A 20242-nucleotide genomic window follows, 5' to 3' on the forward strand; every position below is an offset into this window, starting at 1 on the left:
CTGTAAGCGGGATCCGCCAGGTGATCCCGTACGGAACGGAAGGGTGCCGATGGGCGACGAGGACGAGCGGGAGCCCGCGACGACGGCCGGGCCCGCCGCCACCGGCGCGGCCGGGCCCGAGGGCGGGGAGTCCGTCTGCTGGCTGGAACGCGTCTGCCCGGAGTGCGGGCGGCTCGCCGACACCGCACCCCCGGTCCGCTGCACCCGCTGCGGCACCCTGCTCACCGGCTGACGCGGGCCGCGGTGCTGCCGCCTATCGCCAGGAGCCGCCGGTCAGCACCACGCCGAGGGCGGCCAGCCCGAGGATGACCCAGCCGAACCAGAGCCATCCGCTGCTGCCCACCGACACCGTGTACGCCGTGATGACCACGAGACCGGCCACGGTACTCACGACCATGGCCTTCGCAGAACCGGGCTTGTCCATGCCGCCTCCACCAGCCGTCAGCCGACGGCCGTCCCCGCGCGACCGCACGCAACCTTGTCCCCATGGTCCCTCGCCGGGGGGCGGTGCGGTAGTCGGAAGAGCGGCGGGTATCCGCGCGGCTACTGTTCGCGAGCCTGGAGCGAGGCCAGATAGGCGTTGTACGCGGCCAGCTCCTGGTCCCCGTCACGGTCCGCGGTGCGGTCGCTGCGCTTGGCGCGGCGCTGCTCGGAGTTGTACCACTGGTAGACCAGCGCGATGAGGACGAGCACCGACGGGATCTCGCTGAACGCCCAGGCGATGCCGCCGGCGGCCTGCTGGTCGTCCAGGGCGTCGATGCCGAGGGACGCGGGCGGGTTGCCGTAGACGTCCACCATGGGCTCGCTGCCCATCATCAGCGCGATGCCGAAGAAGGCGTGGAAAGGCATCCCCGCGAAGAGCGTCAGCATCCGCATCACGTGCGTGGGCCGGTTCGGCCCCGGGTCGACGCCCATGATCGGCCAGAAGAAGACCAGGCCCACCGCGAGGAAGTGGATCATCATCCCGACGTGCCCGGCCTTGCTCTCCATGAGCGTGTCGAAGAGCGGGGTGAAGTACAGCGCGTACAGGCTCGCGATGAACAGCGGGATCGTGAACACGGGGTGCGTGATCACCATCAGATAGCGGCTGTGCAGTACCGAGACCACCGCGGAGCGCGGGCGGCCCGTCGGCAGCGCGCGCAGCAGCAGCGTCACGGGGGCGCCGAGGAGCAGCAGGATCGGCGAGAGCATGCTGATCACCATGTGCTGCACCATGTGCACGCTGAACATGACCATGCCGTAGTCGTTCAGGCCCGTGCACATGACGAGGACGATGGTCAGCACGCCGGCGGCGAACGCGACGGTCCGCCCGATCGGCCAGTCGTCCCCGCGGCGGCGCAGCCGGAAGACCCCGTACCCGTAGAGGGCCAGGGCCACGAGGGAGCCGATGAGGAAGACCGGCTCGCCGGTCCACTCCAGCCCGCGCCCCAGGGTGAACGGCGGAAGGTCCAGGTGGCCGCCGTGCCCGCCGTGGTCCATGTCGGTGCTGCTCCTTGTGCCGGTGATGCCCTCACTCAGGCTAGACCCGGCCCGTTCCGCCTCTTCGCCGGGGTACCCCGGCGCGGTGGGCCGGGGGCCCCGGCAACGGCGTCAGCGGGAGGCGCTGGCGGCGGCGATGCGCTCGTTGCGCAGGGCCTCGTACCAGCGGTCGTCGACCGGCGGCAGGCCCGGGGACTCCAGCGCCAGCCGGATCAGCAGGTCGGCGATCTGCGGGTTGCGGGCGAGCACCGGGCCGTGCATGTACGTGCCGAAGACGTTGCCGTTCCACGCGCCCTCGGTACCGTCGCCGGTGCCGTTGCCGTGGCCGAAGCGGACCCGGGCGAGCGGCTTGGCGGTCGGGCCGAGGTGCGTGACGCCCTGGTGGTTCTCGAAGCCGGTGAGCTGGGGGAGGCCGAGCTGCGGGTCGATGTCGGCGAGCACGTCGCCGACGCAGCGGCCGGCCTGGCCGCGGCCGCTGGTGACGTCGAGCAGGCCGAGGCCCGGCTCCTGCCGGTCGAGGTCGTTGATGAACTCGTGGCCGAGGATCTGGTAACCGGCACAGACGGAGAAGATGATCGCGCCGTTGCCCGCGGCCCGGTTGAGGCCGCCGTCGCGGCGCAGCCGCTCGGCGGCGAGCCGCTGCGGGCGGTCCTCGCCGCCGCCGATGAGGTAGATGTCGGCGGAGGCGGGCACGGGCTGGTCGGAGCGGACGTCGACGCGCGTGACGTCGTAGCCGCGCTGCCGCGCGCGGCGCTCGACGACGAGGGCGTTGCCCTGGTCGCCGTAGGTGGACAGCAGGTCGGGGTAGACCCAGACGAGGCGCAGGCTGGTGTCGTTCATGCGATGGCTCCTTGGCGTCTCGTGCGGGTCAGTTGCCGACGCGGCGGCGCAGGTCCTGGAACGCGGTGTAATTGGCGATGACCTCGATCCGGCCGGGCGGCGCGGCGGCGACGGCCTCGTCGACGTGCTCGCACACCCGGAAGCTCTGGTTCGCCACCTCGAGACGGACGGCGAGGTCGAGCTTGCGGTCGCCGATGACGTACAGCGGGTGCCCGGTCAGCCGGGTGTAGTCGACGTCCCACAGCCAGGAGGTGTCCGTGCCGTCGGCGCCGCGGGCGTTGACGGAGAGCACCACGGGGGTGGGCGGCGGGTCGATGAGGGAGAAGGTCTCCAGCCAGCCGGCCGGGTTCTTCGCCAGCAGCAGCCGCAGGTCGCGGCCGCCGAACTGCACCGTGTCGTACCGCCCGGCGACGGCGGTGACCTCCCACATCCGCTCCAGCGCCGTCTGCGGGTGCACGCCGAAGGCGGCGGCCACGGCGGCGGCGGTGGTGGCGTTGGCCCGGTTGGCCCGGCCGGGGAGCTGGAGGCGGATCGGCCAGGCGGCACCGTGCGGGTCGAGCACGTGCTCGCCGGAGAGGGCCCAACTGGGCACGGGGCGGCGGAAGCCGCACTCGGCGCAGAGCCAGTCCTCGCCGGGGCGCTGGAGCACGCCGCCGCAGGAGGGGCAGGACCAGGCGTCGTCCTTCCACTCCTGGCCGACGGCGACCCAGACGACGTTCGGGCTGGAGGAGGCGGCCCAGACCACGAGGGGGTCGTCGGCGTTGGCGACGACGAGGGCCTTGTTGCCGGCGAGGCCCTCGCGCCAGCGCTCGGCGAGCATGCGGGTCTCGGCGGCGCGGTCGAGCTGGTCGCGGGAGAGGTTGAGCAGCGCGATGGCCTTCGGCGTGACGTCGCGGGCGACGCCGGCCAGGTACTTCTCGTCGACCTCGATGACGCCGTAGCGGGCGTCGGAGCCGCCGGCGAGCGCCGAGGTGATGCCGGCGGGCATGTTGGCGCCGAGGGCGTTGGAGACGACGGGACCGGAGGCACGCAGGGCCTCGGCGATCAGCCTGGTGGTGGTCGTCTTGCCGTTGGTGGCGGAGACGAGGACGACGTCGAGATGGCCGGCGAGCCGGCCGAGCAGGTCGGGGTCCAGCCTGAGCGCGACCTTGCCGCCGATCACGGAGCCGCTGCCCTTGCCCGCGGCGCGGGACACCGCTGCTGCCGCCCTGCCCGCCGTGACGGCCAGCTTGGACCGTGGCGACAGCGGTTCCGTGTTGCCTGCCATCGTCGTAGCTCCTCCTCGCGTGCCCGTGCGTGGTACGCCGCGGTGCTCCGGTGTGCTTCGTCCGCTGCCCGGCCTGCGGCGCGGCGCGGTAGCGGCCAGCCTACCGAGATCCGCGCCCGGCCCCGAATCGCGGCACGTCGCGGCGGTCGGGGGCCGGTCCCGTAGCGGCCCGGAGGCCCCTAGAGGCCGGGTCCGCCGGCCTTGTCCGCGGCGGCGGCGAGCCGGCCCCAGAGCAGATCGGCGAGGCTCTGCACCAATTCCGCGCGGGTGCAGGGCCGCTCGTGCAGCCACCAGTCGCCGGCGGCGTGCATCATGCCGACGATGCCGTGGCCCCAGGCGCGGGCGATCACCGCGCCGCCGGGGCCGAAGTCGATGCGGTCGGCTATGACCTGGGCAAGCTCCTCGCCCAGCCGGCGGAGCAGCGGCGCGGAGTGGCGGCCGACCTCGAAGCCGCGCTCGCCGGCCTCGGGGGACGCGTCCGGCTCCGGGATCTCGGCGGCGCCGCCGTCGGCGGGGTGCATGAGGAAGCGGTAGACCTGCGGGCGCGCCTCGATGGCGGAGAGGTACGTGTCGAGGGTGGCCTCGACGCGCTCGCGCCGGCCGGTGGGGGCGTCGAGCGCGGCGCGCAGGGCGGCGAGGAGGGCGTCGGTGTGGCGTACGGCGAGCGCGCGGTAGAGGCCGCCCTTGTCGCCGAAGTGGCGGTAGAGGATGGGCTTGGTGATGCCGGCCTCGGCGGCGATCGCGTTCATCGAGGCGCCGGGTCCTTCGCGCAGGACCACCCGGTCCGCGGCTTCGAGCAGCTCGCGGCGCCGGTCCTCGGCCGCCTGCTCCTTCTCGCCGCGCCGGTTGTCCATGGAGACCGCTCCCCTGCTGGTCGATGCCCGAATGCCTGCGCAACCTAGCACCCCCGTGACGGGCCCCCCGCGGGCGTACGGGAGTTGACATGGTCTACTCGTGGGTAACAGACTTACGTTACCGACGGTAACGAATTGCGAAGGCTGCGGAGGCGCCATGTCTGAGTTCACGTTCGAGCTCAACGAGGACCAGAGGTCCGTCCAGGAGTGGGTGCACGGCTTCGCCGCCGACGTCATCCGCCCCGCCGCCGCCGAGTGGGACGAGCGCGAGGAGACCCCCTGGCCGGTGATCCAGGAGGCGGCCAAGATCGGCCTGTACTCACTGGACTTCTACGCCCAGCAGTACTTCGACCCCACCGGGCTGAGCATCCCGATGGTCATGGAGGAGCTGTTCTGGGGCGACGCGGGCATCGCCCTGTCGATCGTCGGTACGGGCCTCGCCGCCGTCGGCGTGCTGGCCAACGGCACCGAGGAGCAGATCGGCACCTGGATCCCGCAGATGTACGGCGACGTCGACAACGTCCAACTGGCCGCCTTCTGCTCCTCCGAGCCGGACGCCGGCTCCGACGTCTCCGCGATGCGCACCCGCGCCGTCTACGACGAGGCCAAGGACGAGTGGGTGCTCAACGGCACCAAGACCTGGGCCACCAACGGCGGCATCGCCGCCGTGCACGTCGTCGTCGCCGTCGTCGACCCGGAGCTGGGCACCAAGGGGCACGCCTCGTTCATCGTCCCGCCGGGCACGCCGGGGCTGTCGCAGGGCCAGAAGTTCAAGAAGCACGGCATCCGCGCCTCGCACACCGCCGAGGTGGTGCTGGAGGACGTGCGCGTGCCCGGCTCGTGCCTGCTCGGCGGCCGGGACCGGCTCCAGGAGCGGCTGGCCAGGGCGCGCGAGCGGGCGAAGTCCGGCGGCGAGCGGGTCAAGAACGCCGCGATGGCCACCTTCGAGGCGTCCCGCCCCGCGGTGGGCGCGCAGGCCGTGGGCATCGCGCGCGCGGCGTACGAGACGGCGCTGGAGTACGCCAAGACGCGGGTCCAGTTCGGCCGCCCGATCATCGACAACCAGGGCGTCGCCTTCCAGCTCGCCGACATGCGCACCCAGATCGACGCCGCCCGGCTGCTGGTCTGGCGGGCGTCCTGGATGGCCAGCGCGGGCAAGGGGTTCACCTCGGCCGAGGGCTCGATGTCGAAGCTGTACGCGGGCGAGGTGGCCAAGGACGTCACCGCGCGGGCGATGCAGATCCTCGGCGGCAACGGCTTCACCCGCGAGTACCCGGTGGAGCGGATGCACCGCGACGCCGCCATCTACACGATCTTCGAGGGAACGAGCGAGATCCAGCGGCTGGTGATCGCCCGTACCCTGGCCGGTGTCCCGATCCGCTGACTTCGGCCGCCCCTCTCCCCCCGGCGGGCGGCACGCGGCTACTCTGCGAGCGCACGACGACCGACCGGGGGAAAGGCGAGGCCGCGGTGTTCTACCACCTGCTGAAGTACCTGTTCTTCGGGCCGCTGCTGCGGCCGCTGTTCCGGCCGCGGATCGAGGGCCTGGAGCACATTCCGGAGGAGGGGGCGGCGATCGTCGCGGGCAACCACCTGTCGTTCGCGGACCACTTCCTCATGCCCGTGATGCTGAAACGGCGCATCACGTTCCTCGCCAAGGCCGAGTACTTCAACGGCCCCGGCCTCAAGGGGCGGCTGACCGCCGGGTTCTTCCACAGCATCGGCCAGATCCCGGTCGACCGCCGGGGCCGCAAGGCGGCGCAGGCCGCCATCGAAGAGGGCCTGGCCGTGCTCGCCAAGGGCGAGTTGCTGGGCATCTACCCCGAGGGCACGCGCTCGCACGACGGCCGGCTGTACAAGGGCCGGGTCGGGGTGGCGGCGATGGCGCTGCGGGCGGGCGTGCCGGTCATCCCGTGCGCGATGATCGGCACCCGCGAAGTCCAGCCGCCCGGGCAGAAGCTCCCCAGCCTCGGCCGGGTCACCATCCGCTTCGGCGAGCCGCTGGAGTTCTCCCGGTACGAGGGGATGGAGGACCACAAGGCCGTGCTGCGGGCCGTCACCGACGAGATCATGTACGCGATCCTCAGCATGTCGGACCAGGAGTACGTCGACCGCTACGCCCAAGAGGTCAAGGCCGAGCAGGAGGCCGCGAAGAAGAAGCCGCCGGCCGCGGCCTGAGGGACGCCCCGCGGAAACCCGGTGGTCGCGGCCCGGCCCCGGTGCGTACCGTCCTGGCATGACGAGGACAGCGGACCGCGCCGCCCCGGCGGCCCGCGGCACGGTACGGACCGGCCGCGGCGGTGCCCGGTGAGCGCACGGCTGCGCGAAGTGGCGCGCGACAACGAGCGGATCCTCGCCGCCGGCGGGTACGAGGCCGCGGGCCGGTGGGTGCCGCTGGGCGAGGCCGCCGCGAGGGCCGCGGACGGCACCCGGATGTACGGTCCCGGGCCGGTCGCGGGCGCCGGCGGCGCCCCCGCGGACGGGCCGCGGGACACGCCCGCCGAAGTCACCGCCGAGACCTCGCTGGCCGCCGCGCGGCGGCTGGCCGGTGAAGGGGCCGACCGCGTCGGCGTGCTCAACTTCTCCTCCGCCCGGAACCCCGGCGGCGGGTACGTCAACGGCGCCCGGGCGCAGGAGGAGGAGCTGTGCCGCGCCTCCGCGCTCTACCCGGCGCTGCTGCGCGCCCCGGAGTTCTACGCCGCCCACCGCGCCGATCGCAGCCCCTTCTACACCGACCGCGTCATCCACTCCCCCGCCGTCCCGGTCTTCCGCGACGACGCCGGCGCGCTCCTCCCCGAGCCGTACGCCGTTTACTTCCTCACCTCCCCCGCCCCCAACGCGGGCGTCATCGCCCAGCGCACGCCGGAGGAGACGGACCGGATCCCCGCCGCGCTGGCGGGGCGCGCGGAGCGGGTGCTGGAGGTGGCGGCCGTCGCGGGGGTGACGGCGCTGGTGCTGGGCGCGTGGGGCTGCGGGGTGTTCCGCAACGATCCGGCACAGGTGGCGGCGGCGTTCCGTACGCACCTGGAGCCCGGCGGACGCTTCGCGGGGCGGTTCCCGCGGCTGGTGTTCGCCGTCTGGGACCGGCAGCCGCGGTCGGCCAACAGGGCCGCGTTCGAGGCGGCGTTCGGCGCCGGCTGAGCGCCCGCGCCGTGGTGCGTGGGGACCAGGACGCGCAGCGGGCTGGTCCGGGGGCACCAGGGGAAACCGGTGACGCCTGACGATGCCCCTCGGGGCGCCGGAAGGAAGTGTGGAAAGCGCGCCCAAACCGCGCTTCCTCCCTTCCCCACGGTATCTGGAGTGATCCACAGGTGGCGGTTCCCCCTGCCCGTATCGGGTGGCTGCCGATCGGCGCCCTCGGCTTACTGGCCCTGGCCCTCGGCACCCTGCAGTCGGTGGTGGAGCCCGCGCTCCCGCTGCTGCAGCGGAAGTTGGGGGTCAGCCCCTCCGAAGGGGCGCTGGTCGCCAACACGTTGCTCGTCACCGGCGCGGTCGTCACCCCCGTCGCGGGCAAGCTCGGCGACCGCTACGGCGGGAAGCGGGTGCTGCTCGCCCTGATGGCCCTGGTGTCGGCCGGCGGTCTGCTGGCCGGTCTGGCACCGAACCTGCCGGTGCTGCTGCTGGGCCAGGTGCTCCAGGGCGTCATGGTCGGCGCGCTGCCGCTCTCGTTCATCCTCGTACGCACCCACCTCCCGGCGGCGCAGTCGCAGGCCGCCATCGGCTTCGTCATCGCGCTCTTCACCGGCGGCGGCATCGCGGGCACGATGCTCGCCGGGCCGGTCGCGGACGCCCTGTCGTGGCAGTGGATGTTCCTGCTGCCGACGATCGCGGTCGTCGCGACGACGCCGGCCGTGGCCCGGCTGCTGCCGCACGATCCGCCGGCCGCCTCGGGCGAACGGATCGACTGGCCCGGAGTCGCGCTGCTGAGCGGCACGTTGCTCGCCTTCATGGTCGGGCTCGTGTCGGTGGCGCGGCACAGCCTGCCGCCGTACGCGATCGGCGCCCTCGCCGTGCTCGTGGTCGTCCTCGCCACCGGGTGGGTCGCCGTGGAGCGCCGGGCGGTCTCGCCGATGGTCGACCTGCGCATGCTGGCGAGGCCCGTCATGTGGCAGGCGTGCCTGCTCACGTTCGTCATCACCAGCAGCCTCGGGATGGTGGTCTTCCTGCTGCCGCAGTTGTTCGCGCTGCCGGCCGGCGGGTACGGCTTCGGGGCCGACACCACCGGCATCGGCTGGTACCTGCTCCCCGGCGCCATCGCCGGGGCGGTGAGCGACTCCGTCGGCGGGCTCGCGGCGCGCCGGTTCGGGCCGCGCGCCGTGGTTCTCGCGGGCGCCGTCGTCACCGCGGCGACGATGACCGCACTCGCCGCGCTGCATTCGTCGGCGTGGCACCTCGTCCTCGCGAAGGTGCTGACGGCCTTCGCCGCGGGGGTCGGCACTACGGCGCTGGTCGCCCACACCGCGGCGGCCGTCGACCCACGGGACACCGGCATCGCCACCGGTCTGCTCGTGGTGACGCGGGTGATCGGCGTCGCGCTGGGCGCCCAGATCGCCGGCGCGATCCTCGACGCCGGCACCGGCCCCGCGGGTCTGCCGGCCGAGTCGGCGTTCACCACGGGATTCGCCGTCGCCGGGGTCGTCGCCGCGCTGTCGCTGCTCGCTGTCCGTATCACGAAGAAGGGAGCCCGCGTATGAGTACGAACGGGAAGCGCACGGTGCTGATCTCCGGCGCGAGTGTGTCAGGACCCGCGCTGGCGTACTGGCTGCACCGGGCCGGATTCGCCGTCACGGTGGTGGAGAGGGCCGCCGCACTGCGGGCCGGCGGCTATCCGGTCGACGTCCGCGGCACGGCGGTCGAAGTGGTGCGGCGGATGGGCATCCTCCCGCACCTGCGGGAGGCGCACATCGACGCGCGCCGCTTCACCTTCCTCGACGCCGACGGCGGCGAGGTGGCCGCGGTCGGCGCACGGGCCGTCACCGGCGATGCGCAGGGCAGCGACCTGGAGGTACGCCGCGGGGATCTGGCCGCGCGCCTGTACGCGCTCGTCCGGGACGACGTGGAGTTCCGCTTCGGCGACTCCGTCGAGCGCCTGGACCAGTCCGGCGGCGGCGCCGACGTGACCTTCCGCAGCGGGCTGCGGCGGACGTACGACCTGGTGATCGGCGCGGACGGCATGCACTCGCGCACCCGGGAGGCGCTGTTCGGCCCCGAGAAGCGGTTCCACCGCTATCTCGGCTACTGGTTCGCCCTCTTCACCATGCCGAACACCTTCGGGCTCGCCCGCGAGGTGGTGATGTGGAACGCCCCGGGGAGGGCCGCCGCCCTTTACGCGGTCGGCGCGCACGACGACCTGCACGCCTTCCTCACCTTCCACCGGCCGCACCCGCCGCTCGACGGTCTTCGGCACCCGGACGCCCAGCGGGAGCTGGTCGCCGAAGCCTTCGCGGGCGCGGGCTGGGAGGTTCCGGCGATCGTCGGGGCCCTGCGCGCCGCGGACGACCCGTTCTTCGACACCGCAGGGCAGATCCGGATGCCGCGCTGGTCCCGCGGCCGGGTCGCGCTCGTCGGCGACGCGGCGTACGCGCCCTCGTTCCTGACGGGACAGGGCACCAGCCTGGCGCTGGCCGGCGCGTACATGCTCGCCCACGCGCTGGCCGCGCACCCCGATCACGTGCGGGCGTTCGCCGCCTACGAGCGCGGCCTGCGCGACTTCGTCGCCGCGAACCAGGCGCTGGTCGACGTCGGCGACGCCACGCTCTTCCCCACCACGGCCCGCGCCCTGGAACGCCGCAACGCCGCGCTGCGCGGCCTCGGCACGATGCCGGCCGCGCCCCCGCGTCCCGCCCATGAGGCGCTGGCGCTGCCGGAGTTCACGGCGCGGCCGTGACGCTCACGCCGGGCGGTCGCCGTCGCCATCGGGCGTGGCCCGCACCAGGCCCGTGCGGTACGCGATGACGACGAGCTGGGCCCGGTCGCGGGCCTCCAGCTTCGTCATCGCGCGCTGCACGTGGGCGCGGACGGTGAAGGGGCTGAGGAACATCCGCTCGGCGATCTCCTGGTTGGACAGGCCGGTGGCGACCAGCGCCACCATCTCGCGTTCCCGCGGGGTGAGCACGGCGAGCCGTTCCGGGTGGTGCCGCGGGGCGTCGTCCGGGGTGGCGAGGAAGCGGGCGACCAGCGAGCGGGTCGCGGCGGGCGACAGCAGGGTGTCGCCCGCGGCGATCGTACGGACGGCGTCCACCAGTTCCTCGGCCCCGATGCCCTTGCCGATGAAGCCGCCGGCCCCCGCGCGCAGCGCCTGCGCCACGTACTCGTCCGTCTCGTACGTGGTGAGGATCAGGATGCGGCTGCCGCGCAGCTCCGGGTCCGCGGCGATCTCCGACGTGGCGGTGAGGCCGTCGACGTCGGGCATGCGGATGTCCATCACCACCACGTCCGGGCGCAGTTCGCGGGTGAGGCGCACGGCCTCCCTGCCGTCGGCGGCCTCGCCGACGACGGTGATGTCGTCGGCGGTGTCGAGAAGCATCCGGAACGCACCGCGCAGCAGCGCCTGGTCGTCGGCGAGCAGCACCCGTAGCGTCACTGCGCCTCTCCCGTCTCTTCGGTTTCTTCCGCGTCGGCTGCCGCGTCGTGCCTCTCGTCGCCTGCCTCGTCGGCGCCCGTTCCGCGCGCCGTGTCCCTGGCCGCCGGGAGGGGCAGTTCGGTGGAGACGAGGAAGCCGCCCTCGGGACGGCTGCCCGCGGAGAGGTGCCCCCGACCGCGGTGGCGCGTTCGCGCATCCCGATCAGACCGTAGCCGGGCTGGCGCTCGGGCGCCGTGGCGTCCGGGCCCGTACGGGCGCCGCGGCCGTCGTCGGCGACGGTGAGGGTGAGGCGGTCACGGTTCCAGACAAGGCGCACCCGCGCGCTGCCGGTGCCGGCGTGCTTGGTCACGTTGGTCAGGGCCTCCTGGACGATGCGGTACGCGGTGAGGTCCACCCCCGGCGGCAGCGCGCTGGCCGTACCCTCCTGCTCCAGCGACACCTCCAGACCCGCGCGGCCGAAGGAGTCGAGGAGCGTGGGCAGCCGGGACAGCCCGGGCGCCGGTTCCGCGGGCTCGGCCGCGTCCCCTGACTGGCGCAGCAGCCCGACCGTGGCACGCAGGTCGTCGAGCGCATCGCTGGTGGTCCTCACCAGCTCCGTGAGGCTCTTGCGGGTCTGCTCGGGGCGGGAGTCGAAGAGGTGGGCCGCGACCGTGGCCTGCGCGTTGGCCAGGGTGATCTGGTGGGCCACGAGGTCGTGCAGCTCGCGGGCGATCCGCAGCCGCTCCTCGGCCACGCGGCGGCGCGCCTCGCTCTCCCGACTCTTCTCCGCCCGCCTGGCCCGCTCCTCCACGGCCGCCAGGTAGGCCCGCCGGTTGTGCGCCGAGTGCCCGAGGACGCCTGCCACCATCGGGAACGCCGCCACCGAGCCCATCCGGCTCGCGTCCTGCCAGGACAGCTCCTCGAACCAGGGGGTGGCGGCGAGCAGCAGCGCCGCGGACGCGAGCGACACCACGACCGCGGCGCGCCGTTCGGTACGGGCGTGGAGCGCGTACGCGTAGGCGGCGATCACGGCGGGGGCCATGATCGGCGGGCTCAGCAGGAGGCCCAGCGGCGGGACCAGCAACCCGGCCGCGGTGGTGGCCGCCAGCGCGGCCAGTGGCGCCCTGTGCCGTACGGGCAGCACGGCACAGGACACCACGGCGATGAGGTAGGCGGCGGCGGGCGGCGCGGTCAGCGTGTCGTCGACCTGCACCACGCCGCCGAGCAGGCAGAGCGTGAACGCCGTCGCCGTGACCGCCGCTTCCCGCCACCGGGTACGGCGCGGTCGCCGGCCGCCGTCGCCCGGGTTCGTCATGCCGGTCAGTACCGGCCGGCGGGGAGCCGCGGCACCGACCCGCTCACCGGAGCGGGGGCCCGCCTGCTCAGCGCCTCGCCCTCGATGTCCACGTTCGGCAGCACACGGTTCAGGATACGAGGCAGCCACCAGGCCCGGTGGCCGAGCAGCGCCAGGACCGCGGGCACGATCGCCATCCGGACCACGAAGGCGTCGAAGGCGACGGCGGCGGCCAGGCCCACGCCCATCGTCTGGATGGTCGGGCTGCTCATCCCGACGAATCCGGCGAACACGCTGATCATGATGATCGCCGCGGCGGCCACCACCCGGCCGCTGTGCCGGAACCCGTGGACGATCGCCTCGCCGGGCGACGCGCCGTGGACGTAGGTCTCCCGCATCCGGGTGAGGAGGAAGACTTCGTAGTCCATGGCGAGGCCGAAGACGATGCCGATGATGAGGATCGGCATCAGCGACATGACGGGGCCCGTCTGCTCGATGCCGAGGAGGTCCGCTCCCCAGCCCCACTGGAAGACGGCGACGAGGACGCCGAAGGCGGCGCCGACCGACAGCAGGAAGCCGAGGGCGGCCTTGAGCGGGACCAGGATCGAACGGAAGACCACCGTCAGCAGCAGCACCGCCAGGCCGATGACCACGGTCAGATACGGCAGCAGCGCGTCCGACATGGCTGCCGAGATGTCGATGTTCATCGCGGTGGTGCCGGTGACCAGGACCTCCGCACCCATGTCGGCCTCGACGCCGGCGGCCTCGTCCCGGATCGAGTTCACCAGGTCCTTGGTCTCGCCGCTGTTCGGCGCGGTCTTGGGGACGGCGGTGAAGAGGGCCGTCTCCCCGGCCTCGTCGAGTACCGGGTCCCCGACCGACGCGACGCCGTCCAGGTCCCGCACGGTCTCCGCGACCCGTCCGGTGGCGGCCTCGGTGTCCGCGGCCTCCGACGTGTCGACGACCACGGTCAACGGGCCGTTGAAGCCGGGGCCGAAGCCCTCCGACAGCAGGTCGTAGGCGCGCCGCTGGGTGGTCTCGACCGACTTGGACTCGTCCCCCGGCAGCCCGAGTTCGAGGCCCAGCGCCGGTACGGCGACGGCGCCGAGGCCGAGTCCCGCGACCAGCAGCACGGCCACGGGACGCCGCAGGACGAAGCGCGCCCAGCGGACGCCGAGACCGGGCCGGCCCGATGCGGGAGGCACCGCGTGCGGGCGCTCGCCGGCCCGCCGGGCGGCCTTGCGGGCGGCCCGGGACAGCACCCGCCGGCCGGCGAAGCCGAGCATCGCGGGCACCAGCGTGAGCGCGACGAGCACGGCGAGCGCCACGGCGCCCGCGCCGCCCATGCCCATCTTGGTGAGTTCGGGGATGCCGACGACGCCCAGGCCGACCAGGGCGATGAAGACCGTCGCGCCGGCGAAGACCACGGCGGACCCGGCCGTGCCCACCGCCCGGCCGGCGGCCTCCTCCGGCTCGCTGCCCCGGGCGAGTTCGTCGCGGAACCGGGAGGTGATGAAGAGCGCGTAGTCGATGCCGACCGCCAGCCCCAGCATCAGCGCCAGGATGGCGACGGTGGAGGTGAGGCCCAGCGGCACGGCCAGCGCGGAGACCAGGCCGAAGGCGATGGCCACACCCGCGAACGCGGTCAGCAGGGAGAGCCCGGCGGCGACCAGCGAGCCGAGGGCGAGGACCAGCACCACGGCGGCCACCGCCACGCCGATGATCTCCGTCGTCCCGCCCGGTTCCTCCTCCGCGTCCAGCGCGGAACCGCCGATCTCCACGGTCAGCCCGGCGTCCCTGGCCTGGTCCGCGGCGTCCTCCAGGGCGCTCTTCGCCGGCCCGGTCAGGTCCACGGCGTCCGCGGTGTAGGTGATCGTGGAGTAGGCGATGGTGCCGTCCTTGCTGACGTCACCGGCCTCGTACGGGTCGGTGGCGGACGCGACCTGGCCACCGCCCGCCAGCGAGTCGAGCGCGTCCGCGACGGCCGCCTTGTGCTCCTGGGCCGTCACCCGCTGCCCGTCCGGCGCCTGGAACACCAGGCGGGCCTCGGCGCCCTGCGCGTTGCTCTCGGGGAAGCGCTCGTCGAGCAGGTCGAACGCCTCCTGCGACTCGGTGCCGGGCATGGAGAGGTCCTCTTCCTCCCCGGCCGGCGCCGCCGCGGCGGCGGCCCCGGCCAGCACCAGGGCGACCAGCCAGGTGCCGCCGACCAGCCGGCGCCGCCGGAAGGCCCACCGCCCGATCCGGTACAGAAAAGTGGCCACTTCTCGATCACTCCAGACACCCGTAGGAAGGGGGAAAGCGCGGGGATCCCGCGCCTTACCCACACTCCCGTCCGGCGGCTGCCGGGACATCGTCTGCCGTGGCCGTTCTCGTCTGGTGCGCCCGGACCAGACGGCGGCGTCGCCTGGTGCCTGCGCACCACGGACCGCGCCCGGGCCGGGGGCACCCGGCGGTTACTCCGCGTCGTCCTCGAAGTCCTCCACGAAGAAGCTGTCGTGCCGGATGCGGAACTGCTTCAGCTCCTCGCCGCCGCGCCGCGACATCTCCGCGACCCGCTCGAAGTACTCCTCGCGCGGGGCGCCCGGGGAGAAGAGCATGAGCACGCGGACGGGGTCGTCGGTGGCGTTCCTGAAGGCGTGCAGCCCACCGACGGGCACGTACAGGAAGTCCCCGCCGCGCCCCGTCACCCACCTGTCGCCGTCGTACAGCTCCAGCTCGCCGGAGACCACGTAGAAGGACTCCGACATGGCCTTGTGGAAGTGCGTCTTCGCCCCGGGCGAGCGCGGGCCGAGCTGCACGTCGTACAGCCCGAACTCGCCGCCCGTCGACTCCTCGGTGGCGAGATAGCGGGTGAAGCCGCCGGGCGAGGTGAGGTCCGGCGGGCTGCCGGCCGGCCGGAACGTGGCGTTCACCTCGCCCCGCTCACCGTGGTAGCGGGGCTCGGGGTAGACGAGGTCTTCGGGGTACGACATGGGTGTGCTCCTTCCGGCTGGTTCTCCGGCATCGTTTCCCGGGCGCCGTCCGGGCGGCATCGGGCGACCGGACGGTCTTCGCCGGGCCGCCGGGCCGAGGCCCGCGGACCTACGCCGCGGTCGTGGCACGTCACTTCTGCTCCGCGCTGAGCCGGTCGGCGCGGCGGGTCAGATAGTCGCGCTCGGGCAGGCTCGCGGTGCGCCGCGCCGCCTCGCGGAAGGCCCGCACGGCGGCCCGCGCCTCGCCGGCGTCCTGAAGCAGGTGGGCGCGTACGGCGAACCACCGGTGGTGGTCGCCCAGTTCGCCGGCCAGTTCCTCGCAGGCGGTCAGGCCGGCCCGGGGGCCCGCGACCATGGCGAGGGCGACGACGCGGCCGAGCCGCGCCATCGGACTGGGGTCGAGCCGCTCCAGGAGGTCGTAGAGCCCGAGGATCTGCGGCCAGTCGGTGTCCCGCGCGAGCTCCGCCTCGTCGTGGACGGCGGCGATCGCCGCCTGGAGCTGGTACGGCCCGGTCGGCGGGCACGGCAGGACCTCGGTGAGGATCGCGATGCCCTCGTCGATCAGCTCCCGCCGCCACAGCCCGCGGTCCTGTGCCTCCAGCGGCACCAGCCTGCCGTCGCCGTCGAGCCGCGCCGGGCGGCGGGCGTCGGTGAGCAGCATCAGGGCGAGGAGGCCCGCCAGCTCCGACTGCTCCGGCAGGCTCTCCCGGAGCCGGCGGGTCAGCCTGATCGCCTCGCCGGAGAGCTCCACCCGCGCCAGCTCCGCCCCGGTGGCGGCCGAGTAGCCCTCGTTGAAGATCAGGTAGAGCACGCGCAGCACGCTCGGCAGCCGCGCGGACCTGGTCGCGGCATCCAGGACCCCGAATCCGCCGTCCGCTGCCGCAACCGCCCGCTTGGCGCGGGAGACGCGCCGCGTCATCGTGTCGGCCGGCACCAGGAACGCCGCGGCGATCTCGGCGGTGGTCAGCCCGCCGACCGCCCGCAGGGTGAGCGCCACCTGGGAGGCCGGCGACAGATCCGGATGGCAGCACAGGAAGAGGAGGTCGGCGGTGTCGTCCGCGGCGTACTCCACGGGAGCCGTCAGCCGCGCCTCCGCCTCGGCGGCCCTGAGTTCGCGTCTCCGGCGCGCGGAATCCGCGCGCCACATGTCCGTCAGGCGGCGGCTCGCGACCGTGACCAGCCAGGCGCGGGGGTCGGCCGGCACGCCCTCGGCCCGCCATTGTTCCGCTGCCGCCAGCATCGCCTCGCTCACCGCGTCCTCGGCCCGGTCGAAGTCGCCGGTACGCCGGGTGAGCGCGGCCAGCACCTGCGGGAGCAGCTCCCGCAGGTGCGCCTCCAGCCGGGCGTCCGTCACCACGGCTACAGGTCGTCGGCCGCGCCGCCGGGGCCGAGCAGCGGCCTGACCTCGACGCCCCAGTGCCGCGCGTCCGGGAACCGGGCGGCGATCTCCACGGCGCGGTCCATGGACTCGCAGTCGACGAGCCAGTACCCCGCCATGTGCTCCTTGAGTTCGAGGTACGGACCGTCGGTGACCAGCGTCCGCCCGTCCCGCACCCGGACCGCCCTGCCGGCCGGCGGTCCCGCCAGCGGATCCCCGGCCAGCCACTCTCCGGAGGCCGTGCAATCGGCCAGCAACTGCTCGTAGTCCGCGTCCATCCGCGCGTGCTCGCTCTCGCTCAGCGCCTCCCACTCCTCGGTCGAGGCGTAGATCATCAGCAGGTACTTCACGGTTCGCTCCTCGTCGCCGGGCGGAACGCCTCGTCCCGCCGTTCACCCCCTGGTCGAAGCCACCGCGCCGAACCGGACACGCCGCCTCCCACCGATTCCTACCAGGCAGCCGTGTCCGGTTCCCGGATACGCCGCCGACCACGGGCAGCAGGCGGCACACCCGGTGCCGCCACGTCAGAAGGAGGACTCGTGAGTACCTCGGAACGCCCCCGCGGCACGCGACCGCGGCCAGGGCGGCGCCCGCGAGCACGATCACGGCCACGAACGTGCCGCGCCACGGTCTTCGCGTCCACGTACGCCGCGCTCACCTACATCGTGCCGTTCCTCGCGGAGACCACCGGCGTCTCCGGGGCCGCGGTGGCGGCCTTCGCGGTCGCCGCGGCCACCCGCCGCCTCGCCCCGTCGACGGCCGCGGAGCCCGAGGGGTCCACCCTGGCCTCGCAGCACGGGAGTTGACGCGTTCGCTCCCCCCGGCACAGGGGCACGTGGACGTGCCGTCCTCCTGCGGCTAGGCGGTGCCCTCCCCGCTCGCACGGGTGCCGGGGGCGCGGTGTTCGGCGGCGATGCCGAAGCGGCGTTCGCCCGTGGCAGATCCGGCGGGGTGGGCGGTGTGGACGCCGGAGACGGTGGTGATGACCTGCTCCTCGGCGGGCGGGTTCTCCAACTCGTCGAGTTTTTCCAGGTCGGCGGCGGAAACGAGGGCTACGAGCGGCCGGCCGTGACGCGTGACCACGACCCGCTCGCCGCCGTATACCACGCGGTTGATCAAGTCGGCCAGTTCTGCGCGGGCTTGCGTCACCGGAATTTCGTACGCCATGCTCCCAGCATAACCGGATGTACGTCCTGTACATTTTGCACCGAGGATCATGAAACCCAGAGAGGGAGAGGTGCCGACGGCCATGGACAGCCCCACGGCGCGCTACGTGCTGCCGGAGTTCACCGAGCGGACGAGCAGCGGGGTGCGCACGCAGGATCCGTACTCGAAGCTGCTGGAGGAGCGGATCGTCTTCCTCGGCACACAGGTCGACGACACGTCGGCGAACGACGTGATGGCCCAGCTCATGCATCTGGAGCACGCCGCCCCCGACCAGGACATCTCGCTGTACATCAACTCGCCGGGCGGCTCGTTCACTGCGATGACGGCGATCTACGACACCATGCAGTTCGTCACCAGCGACATCGAGACCGTCTGCCTCGGGCAGGCCGCCTCCGCCGCCGCCGTGCTGCTGGCCGCCGGCACCCCCGGCAAGCGGTACGTGCTGCCCGGCGCGCGCGTGCTCATCCACCAGCCGTCGTTCGCCGAACCGGTGGAGGGGCAGGCGAGCGACCTGGAGATCCACGCCCGGGAGCTGCTGCGGCACCGCGCGCTGCTGGAGGAGCTGCTCGCCAGGCACTCCGGGACGCCGATCGAGCAGATCCGCGAGGACATCGAGCGCGACAAGATCCTCGACGCCGAGCAGGCCATCGCCTACGGGCTGGCCGACCGGATGACCGAGAGCCGCAAGGGCACGCGCACCGCGCACTACGGGAGGTGAGCGACCGTGCTGCCGCCAGAACTGCCGCCGCTGCCCGCGCTCACGCGCGCGGAGTCGGAGGTGATCGACCGCTATCTGGACGCCGTCGACCAGTTGGGCAGGATCAACCCGGCGCGCGGCACGGACACGTATACCGGCCTGCGCGCCGCTCAGGCGCTGGTGAGCACCGCGGTCGGGCTGCGGGACGCGCTGGCGCTCATGCACGAGCGGCGCGAGACGCAGATCCACGCGGCGACCATGGCGCGTGCGCTGCGGGTGCTCGACGGGGAGCGGCGCACCCGGCTGGTGGCGGTGCCGCCCGGGCCGCAGGGGCCCGGCGGGGCGCCGTGACGGGCGGGCGGGGCGGGCGGCGTACGGCCGGATAGGTTGACCGCGTTCCGCCCGCAGCCCATCGAGAGCGAGCCGCCATGCCTCCACAGCCCGTCGAACCCGCACCGCTGACGACGCCCGGGTACGGAACCGGCGGCCCCGACGGCGGCCGGCTCGCCGCGCTGCTGGCCGCGGCCGCCCGCGGCGACTTCCCGCCGCCGGACGGCGCGGTCACCGTCCTCCCGCAGCCGTCGCCGCGGGACGCGGGCGTCCTCGCCCTCACCGGCAGCCACGTCGTCTTCGCCGACGCCGACCCGGCGTGGATACGCGGCCTGCTGCCCGCGGACGACCTGTCCGCGCCGCTCAACCCGCCGTTCCTCGGCGCTCTCGGCGCCCGCCTGGGCCGCACCGTGAACAACATCGACGCCCTGCTGGTCGCCGACCCCCTGCCGGGCCCGCCGCCGCTGCCCCTCGCGCCCGACGCCGACGGCACCCACCCCCGGCTGCGCCGCGCCCTGCGTCACCGCGACGGCGTACGCGCCTGGACCGTCCCCGGCGCCACCGTGCTGCTGGGCCGCGGCGTCGCCGGGCGCTGGGAGGCCGCCGTGGAGGTCGAGCCGGAGGCGCAGGGGCGCGGGCTGGGGCGGCGGCTGGCGACGGCGGCCCGGCACCTGGTCCCGCCGGGCGAGCCGCTGTGGGCGCAGGTGGCCCCGGGCAACGCGGCGAGCGTACGGGCGTTCCTGGCCGCCGGGTTCCGGCCGGCGGGCGCGGAGGCGCTGCTGGTGGTAGACGAGGAGTAGAACGGGCGGAGCGGGCAACCGGGAAGGGCATGGACCGAGACCGGAACGACGACGGGCACGGCACGGCGGCACCTGCCGCGCGGGCGCCGGATACGGCTGCGGATACGACGTACGCGCGCCATGAGACCGCGCTGGAGCGGGACGACCGCAACTTCGTGGAGTTGCTCCAGGAGCTGCGGGTGACGCAGACGGGCGTACAGATCCTCTTCGCTTTCCTGCTGACCCTCGCCTTCACCCAGCGCTTCACCGAGCTGGACTCGCTGCAGCGCGGCACGTACGTGACGACCCTGCTGCTCTCCGTCGCCGCGGCGGTGCTGCTCACCGCGCCCGCGGCCGTGCACCGGGGGCTGTTCCGGCGGAACGTGAAGCGCCGCATCGTCGACGTCTCCTCGCGGCTGGCGGCCGCGGGTCTCGGGGTGCTGGCGTTCGCGCTGTCCGGGGCCGTCCTGCTCGTGGTGGACGTCGTCCTGGGGCGCCCGGCCGGGGTCGCGGCGGGCGCGTCGGTGCTGGTGTTCATCGCGGGCCTGTGGGCGGCGCTGCCGTGGGGTCTGAGCAGGAGCATCGCCGCGCGTGCGGCGAGGCAGGACGGCAAGGGGCGCTGA

General features: G+C 73.9%; 22 protein-coding genes and 1 pseudogene. 11 read left to right on the plus strand and 12 right to left on the minus strand.

Translation table 11 applies throughout. The annotated features are described in order from the left end of the window. Window positions 1-49 precede the first annotated feature (49 nt). Complete coding sequence (locus tag DMB38_RS00710) at window positions 50-232, plus strand: hypothetical protein (protein WP_125933482.1); 183 nt, start codon at window positions 50-52, stop codon at window positions 230-232. Between the two features lie 21 nt (window positions 233-253). Here the strand turns inward: DMB38_RS00710 and DMB38_RS36020 are convergent, their stop codons facing one another. The 5 genes from DMB38_RS36020 to DMB38_RS00730 all read right to left on the minus strand — a co-directional run bounded on the left by DMB38_RS36020 (window position 254) and on the right by DMB38_RS00730 (window position 4440). Then, window positions 254-424, minus strand: a complete 171-nt coding sequence (locus tag DMB38_RS36020; RefSeq protein ID WP_164715901.1) for a hypothetical protein — start codon at window positions 422-424, stop codon at window positions 254-256. 119 nt (window positions 425-543) lie between these two features. Next, complete coding sequence (locus DMB38_RS00715) at window positions 544-1479, minus strand: cytochrome c oxidase assembly protein (protein ID WP_125933483.1); 936 nt, start codon at window positions 1477-1479, stop codon at window positions 544-546. 111 nt (window positions 1480-1590) lie between these two features. Beyond that, window positions 1591-2319 carry a glutamine amidotransferase gene (locus tag DMB38_RS00720; RefSeq protein ID WP_047014314.1) on the minus strand — a complete coding sequence of 243 codons (729 nt, stop codon included), beginning with the start codon at window positions 2317-2319 and terminating at the stop codon, window positions 1591-1593. Window positions 2320-2347: 28 nt separating this feature from the next. Then, window positions 2348-3586, minus strand: a complete 1239-nt coding sequence (locus tag DMB38_RS00725) for a MurT ligase domain-containing protein (RefSeq protein WP_047014315.1) — start codon at window positions 3584-3586, stop codon at window positions 2348-2350. 179 nt (window positions 3587-3765) lie between these two features. Beyond that, window positions 3766-4440 (minus strand): TetR family transcriptional regulator, encoded by a 675-nt coding sequence (locus tag DMB38_RS00730; RefSeq protein WP_125933484.1) that lies wholly within the window; start codon window positions 4438-4440, stop codon window positions 3766-3768. A 157-nt stretch (window positions 4441-4597) separates the two neighbouring features. Here DMB38_RS00730 and DMB38_RS00735 point away from each other — a divergent pair, with 157 nt between their 5' ends. From DMB38_RS00735 to DMB38_RS00755, 5 genes are all read left to right on the plus strand, one after another. Next, a complete protein-coding gene (locus DMB38_RS00735; RefSeq protein WP_047014317.1) occupies window positions 4598-5824 on the plus strand; it encodes an acyl-CoA dehydrogenase family protein in 1227 nt (408 codons plus the stop codon). A gap of 86 nt (window positions 5825-5910) precedes the next feature. After that, window positions 5911-6618 (plus strand): lysophospholipid acyltransferase family protein, encoded by a 708-nt coding sequence (locus DMB38_RS00740; protein WP_047014318.1) that lies wholly within the window; start codon window positions 5911-5913, stop codon window positions 6616-6618. Between the two features lie 129 nt (window positions 6619-6747). Further along, window positions 6748-7581, plus strand: a complete 834-nt coding sequence (locus DMB38_RS00745) for a TIGR02452 family protein (protein WP_240661879.1) — start codon at window positions 6748-6750, stop codon at window positions 7579-7581. 170 nt (window positions 7582-7751) lie between these two features. Beyond that, window positions 7752-9134, plus strand: a complete 1383-nt coding sequence (locus DMB38_RS00750) for an MFS transporter (protein ID WP_240661881.1) — start codon at window positions 7752-7754, stop codon at window positions 9132-9134. Continuing rightward, window positions 9131-10327 (plus strand): FAD-dependent monooxygenase, encoded by a 1197-nt coding sequence (locus DMB38_RS00755; protein WP_125933486.1) that lies wholly within the window; start codon window positions 9131-9133, stop codon window positions 10325-10327. The genes DMB38_RS00750 and DMB38_RS00755 overlap by 4 nt, the downstream gene beginning before the upstream one ends. 3 nt (window positions 10328-10330) lie before the next feature. On the opposite strand, the gene DMB38_RS00760 is transcribed toward DMB38_RS00755, so the two are convergent. From DMB38_RS00760 to DMB38_RS00785, 6 genes and pseudogenes are all read right to left on the minus strand, one after another. Further along, window positions 10331-11023 carry a response regulator transcription factor gene (locus DMB38_RS00760; protein WP_125933487.1) on the minus strand — a complete coding sequence of 231 codons (693 nt, stop codon included), beginning with the start codon at window positions 11021-11023 and terminating at the stop codon, window positions 10331-10333. After that, window positions 11020-12317 (minus strand): annotated as a pseudogene (locus DMB38_RS00765) (sensor histidine kinase). The gene DMB38_RS00760 and the pseudogene DMB38_RS00765 overlap by 4 nt, the downstream one beginning before the upstream one ends. Window positions 12318-12322: 5 nt before the next feature. After that, on the minus strand, window positions 12323-14557 hold the full coding sequence (locus DMB38_RS00770; RefSeq protein ID WP_125933488.1) for an MMPL family transporter: 2235 nt from the start codon (window positions 14555-14557) through the stop codon (window positions 12323-12325). A gap of 192 nt (window positions 14558-14749) precedes the next feature. Further along, the gene (locus DMB38_RS00775; protein ID WP_125933489.1) at window positions 14750-15268 is read right to left on the minus strand and encodes a cupin domain-containing protein; all 519 of its coding nucleotides are present in this window, start codon (window positions 15266-15268) and stop codon (window positions 14750-14752) included. 130 nt (window positions 15269-15398) lie between these two features. After that, a complete protein-coding gene (locus tag DMB38_RS00780) occupies window positions 15399-16625 on the minus strand; it encodes a sigma-70 family RNA polymerase sigma factor (protein ID WP_125933490.1) in 1227 nt (408 codons plus the stop codon). A gap of 2 nt (window positions 16626-16627) precedes the next feature. Next, on the minus strand, window positions 16628-16996 hold the full coding sequence (locus tag DMB38_RS00785) for a YciI family protein (protein WP_125933491.1): 369 nt from the start codon (window positions 16994-16996) through the stop codon (window positions 16628-16630). A gap of 189 nt (window positions 16997-17185) precedes the next feature. Here DMB38_RS00785 and DMB38_RS00790 point away from each other — a divergent pair, with 189 nt between their 5' ends. Continuing rightward, entirely contained in the window at window positions 17186-17452 is a 267-nt protein-coding gene (locus tag DMB38_RS00790; RefSeq protein ID WP_125933492.1) for a hypothetical protein, read from the plus strand. 52 nt (window positions 17453-17504) lie between these two features. Here DMB38_RS00790 and DMB38_RS00795 read toward each other — a convergent pair whose 3' ends face one another. Next, the gene (locus DMB38_RS00795) at window positions 17505-17813 is read right to left on the minus strand and encodes a type II toxin-antitoxin system Phd/YefM family antitoxin (protein ID WP_125933493.1); all 309 of its coding nucleotides are present in this window, start codon (window positions 17811-17813) and stop codon (window positions 17505-17507) included. An 82-nt stretch (window positions 17814-17895) separates the two neighbouring features. Here DMB38_RS00795 and DMB38_RS00800 point away from each other — a divergent pair, with 82 nt between their 5' ends. From DMB38_RS00800 to DMB38_RS00815, 4 genes are all read left to right on the plus strand, one after another. After that, window positions 17896-18531 (plus strand): ATP-dependent Clp protease proteolytic subunit, encoded by a 636-nt coding sequence (locus tag DMB38_RS00800; RefSeq protein ID WP_047014325.1) that lies wholly within the window; start codon window positions 17896-17898, stop codon window positions 18529-18531. A 6-nt stretch (window positions 18532-18537) separates the two neighbouring features. Further along, the gene (locus DMB38_RS00805; protein ID WP_047014326.1) at window positions 18538-18861 is read left to right on the plus strand and encodes a hypothetical protein; all 324 of its coding nucleotides are present in this window, start codon (window positions 18538-18540) and stop codon (window positions 18859-18861) included. 77 nt (window positions 18862-18938) lie between these two features. Then, entirely contained in the window at window positions 18939-19640 is a 702-nt protein-coding gene (locus tag DMB38_RS00810; RefSeq protein WP_125933494.1) for a GNAT family N-acetyltransferase, read from the plus strand. 29 nt (window positions 19641-19669) lie between these two features. Next, complete coding sequence (locus tag DMB38_RS00815) at window positions 19670-20242, plus strand: DUF6328 family protein (protein ID WP_240661883.1); 573 nt, start codon at window positions 19670-19672, stop codon at window positions 20240-20242.

Source organism: Streptomyces sp. WAC 06738 (assembly GCF_003945505.1).
In the GTDB taxonomy this organism is placed as follows: Bacteria; Actinomycetota; Actinomycetes; order Streptomycetales; family Streptomycetaceae; genus Streptomyces.

What these genes read in the sequence shown, in the direction of transcription:
- DMB38_RS00710 (WP_125933482.1), top strand. Translation starts at nt 50, where the DNA reads ATGGGCGACGAGGACGAGCGGGAGCCCGCGACGACGGCCGGGCCCGCC.
- DMB38_RS36020 (WP_164715901.1), bottom strand. Translation starts at nt 424, where the DNA reads ATGGACAAGCCCGGTTCTGCGAAGGCCATGGTCGTGAGTACCGTGGCC.
- DMB38_RS00715 (WP_125933483.1), bottom strand. Translation starts at nt 1,479, where the DNA reads ATGGACCACGGCGGGCACGGCGGCCACCTGGACCTTCCGCCGTTCACC.
- DMB38_RS00720 (WP_047014314.1), bottom strand. Translation starts at nt 2,319, where the DNA reads ATGAACGACACCAGCCTGCGCCTCGTCTGGGTCTACCCCGACCTGCTG.
- DMB38_RS00725 (WP_047014315.1), bottom strand. Translation starts at nt 3,586, where the DNA reads ATGGCAGGCAACACGGAACCGCTGTCGCCACGGTCCAAGCTGGCCGTC.
- DMB38_RS00730 (WP_125933484.1), bottom strand. Translation starts at nt 4,440, where the DNA reads ATGGACAACCGGCGCGGCGAGAAGGAGCAGGCGGCCGAGGACCGGCGC.
- DMB38_RS00735 (WP_047014317.1), top strand. Translation starts at nt 4,598, where the DNA reads ATGTCTGAGTTCACGTTCGAGCTCAACGAGGACCAGAGGTCCGTCCAG.
- DMB38_RS00755 (WP_125933486.1), top strand. Translation starts at nt 9,131, where the DNA reads ATGAGTACGAACGGGAAGCGCACGGTGCTGATCTCCGGCGCGAGTGTG.
- DMB38_RS00775 (WP_125933489.1), bottom strand. Translation starts at nt 15,268, where the DNA reads ATGTCGTACCCCGAAGACCTCGTCTACCCCGAGCCCCGCTACCACGGT.
- DMB38_RS00795 (WP_125933493.1), bottom strand. Translation starts at nt 17,813, where the DNA reads ATGGCGTACGAAATTCCGGTGACGCAAGCCCGCGCAGAACTGGCCGAC.
- DMB38_RS00800 (WP_047014325.1), top strand. Translation starts at nt 17,896, where the DNA reads ATGGACAGCCCCACGGCGCGCTACGTGCTGCCGGAGTTCACCGAGCGG.
- DMB38_RS00810 (WP_125933494.1), top strand. Translation starts at nt 18,939, where the DNA reads ATGCCTCCACAGCCCGTCGAACCCGCACCGCTGACGACGCCCGGGTAC.
- DMB38_RS00815 (WP_240661883.1), top strand. Translation starts at nt 19,670, where the DNA reads ATGGACCGAGACCGGAACGACGACGGGCACGGCACGGCGGCACCTGCC.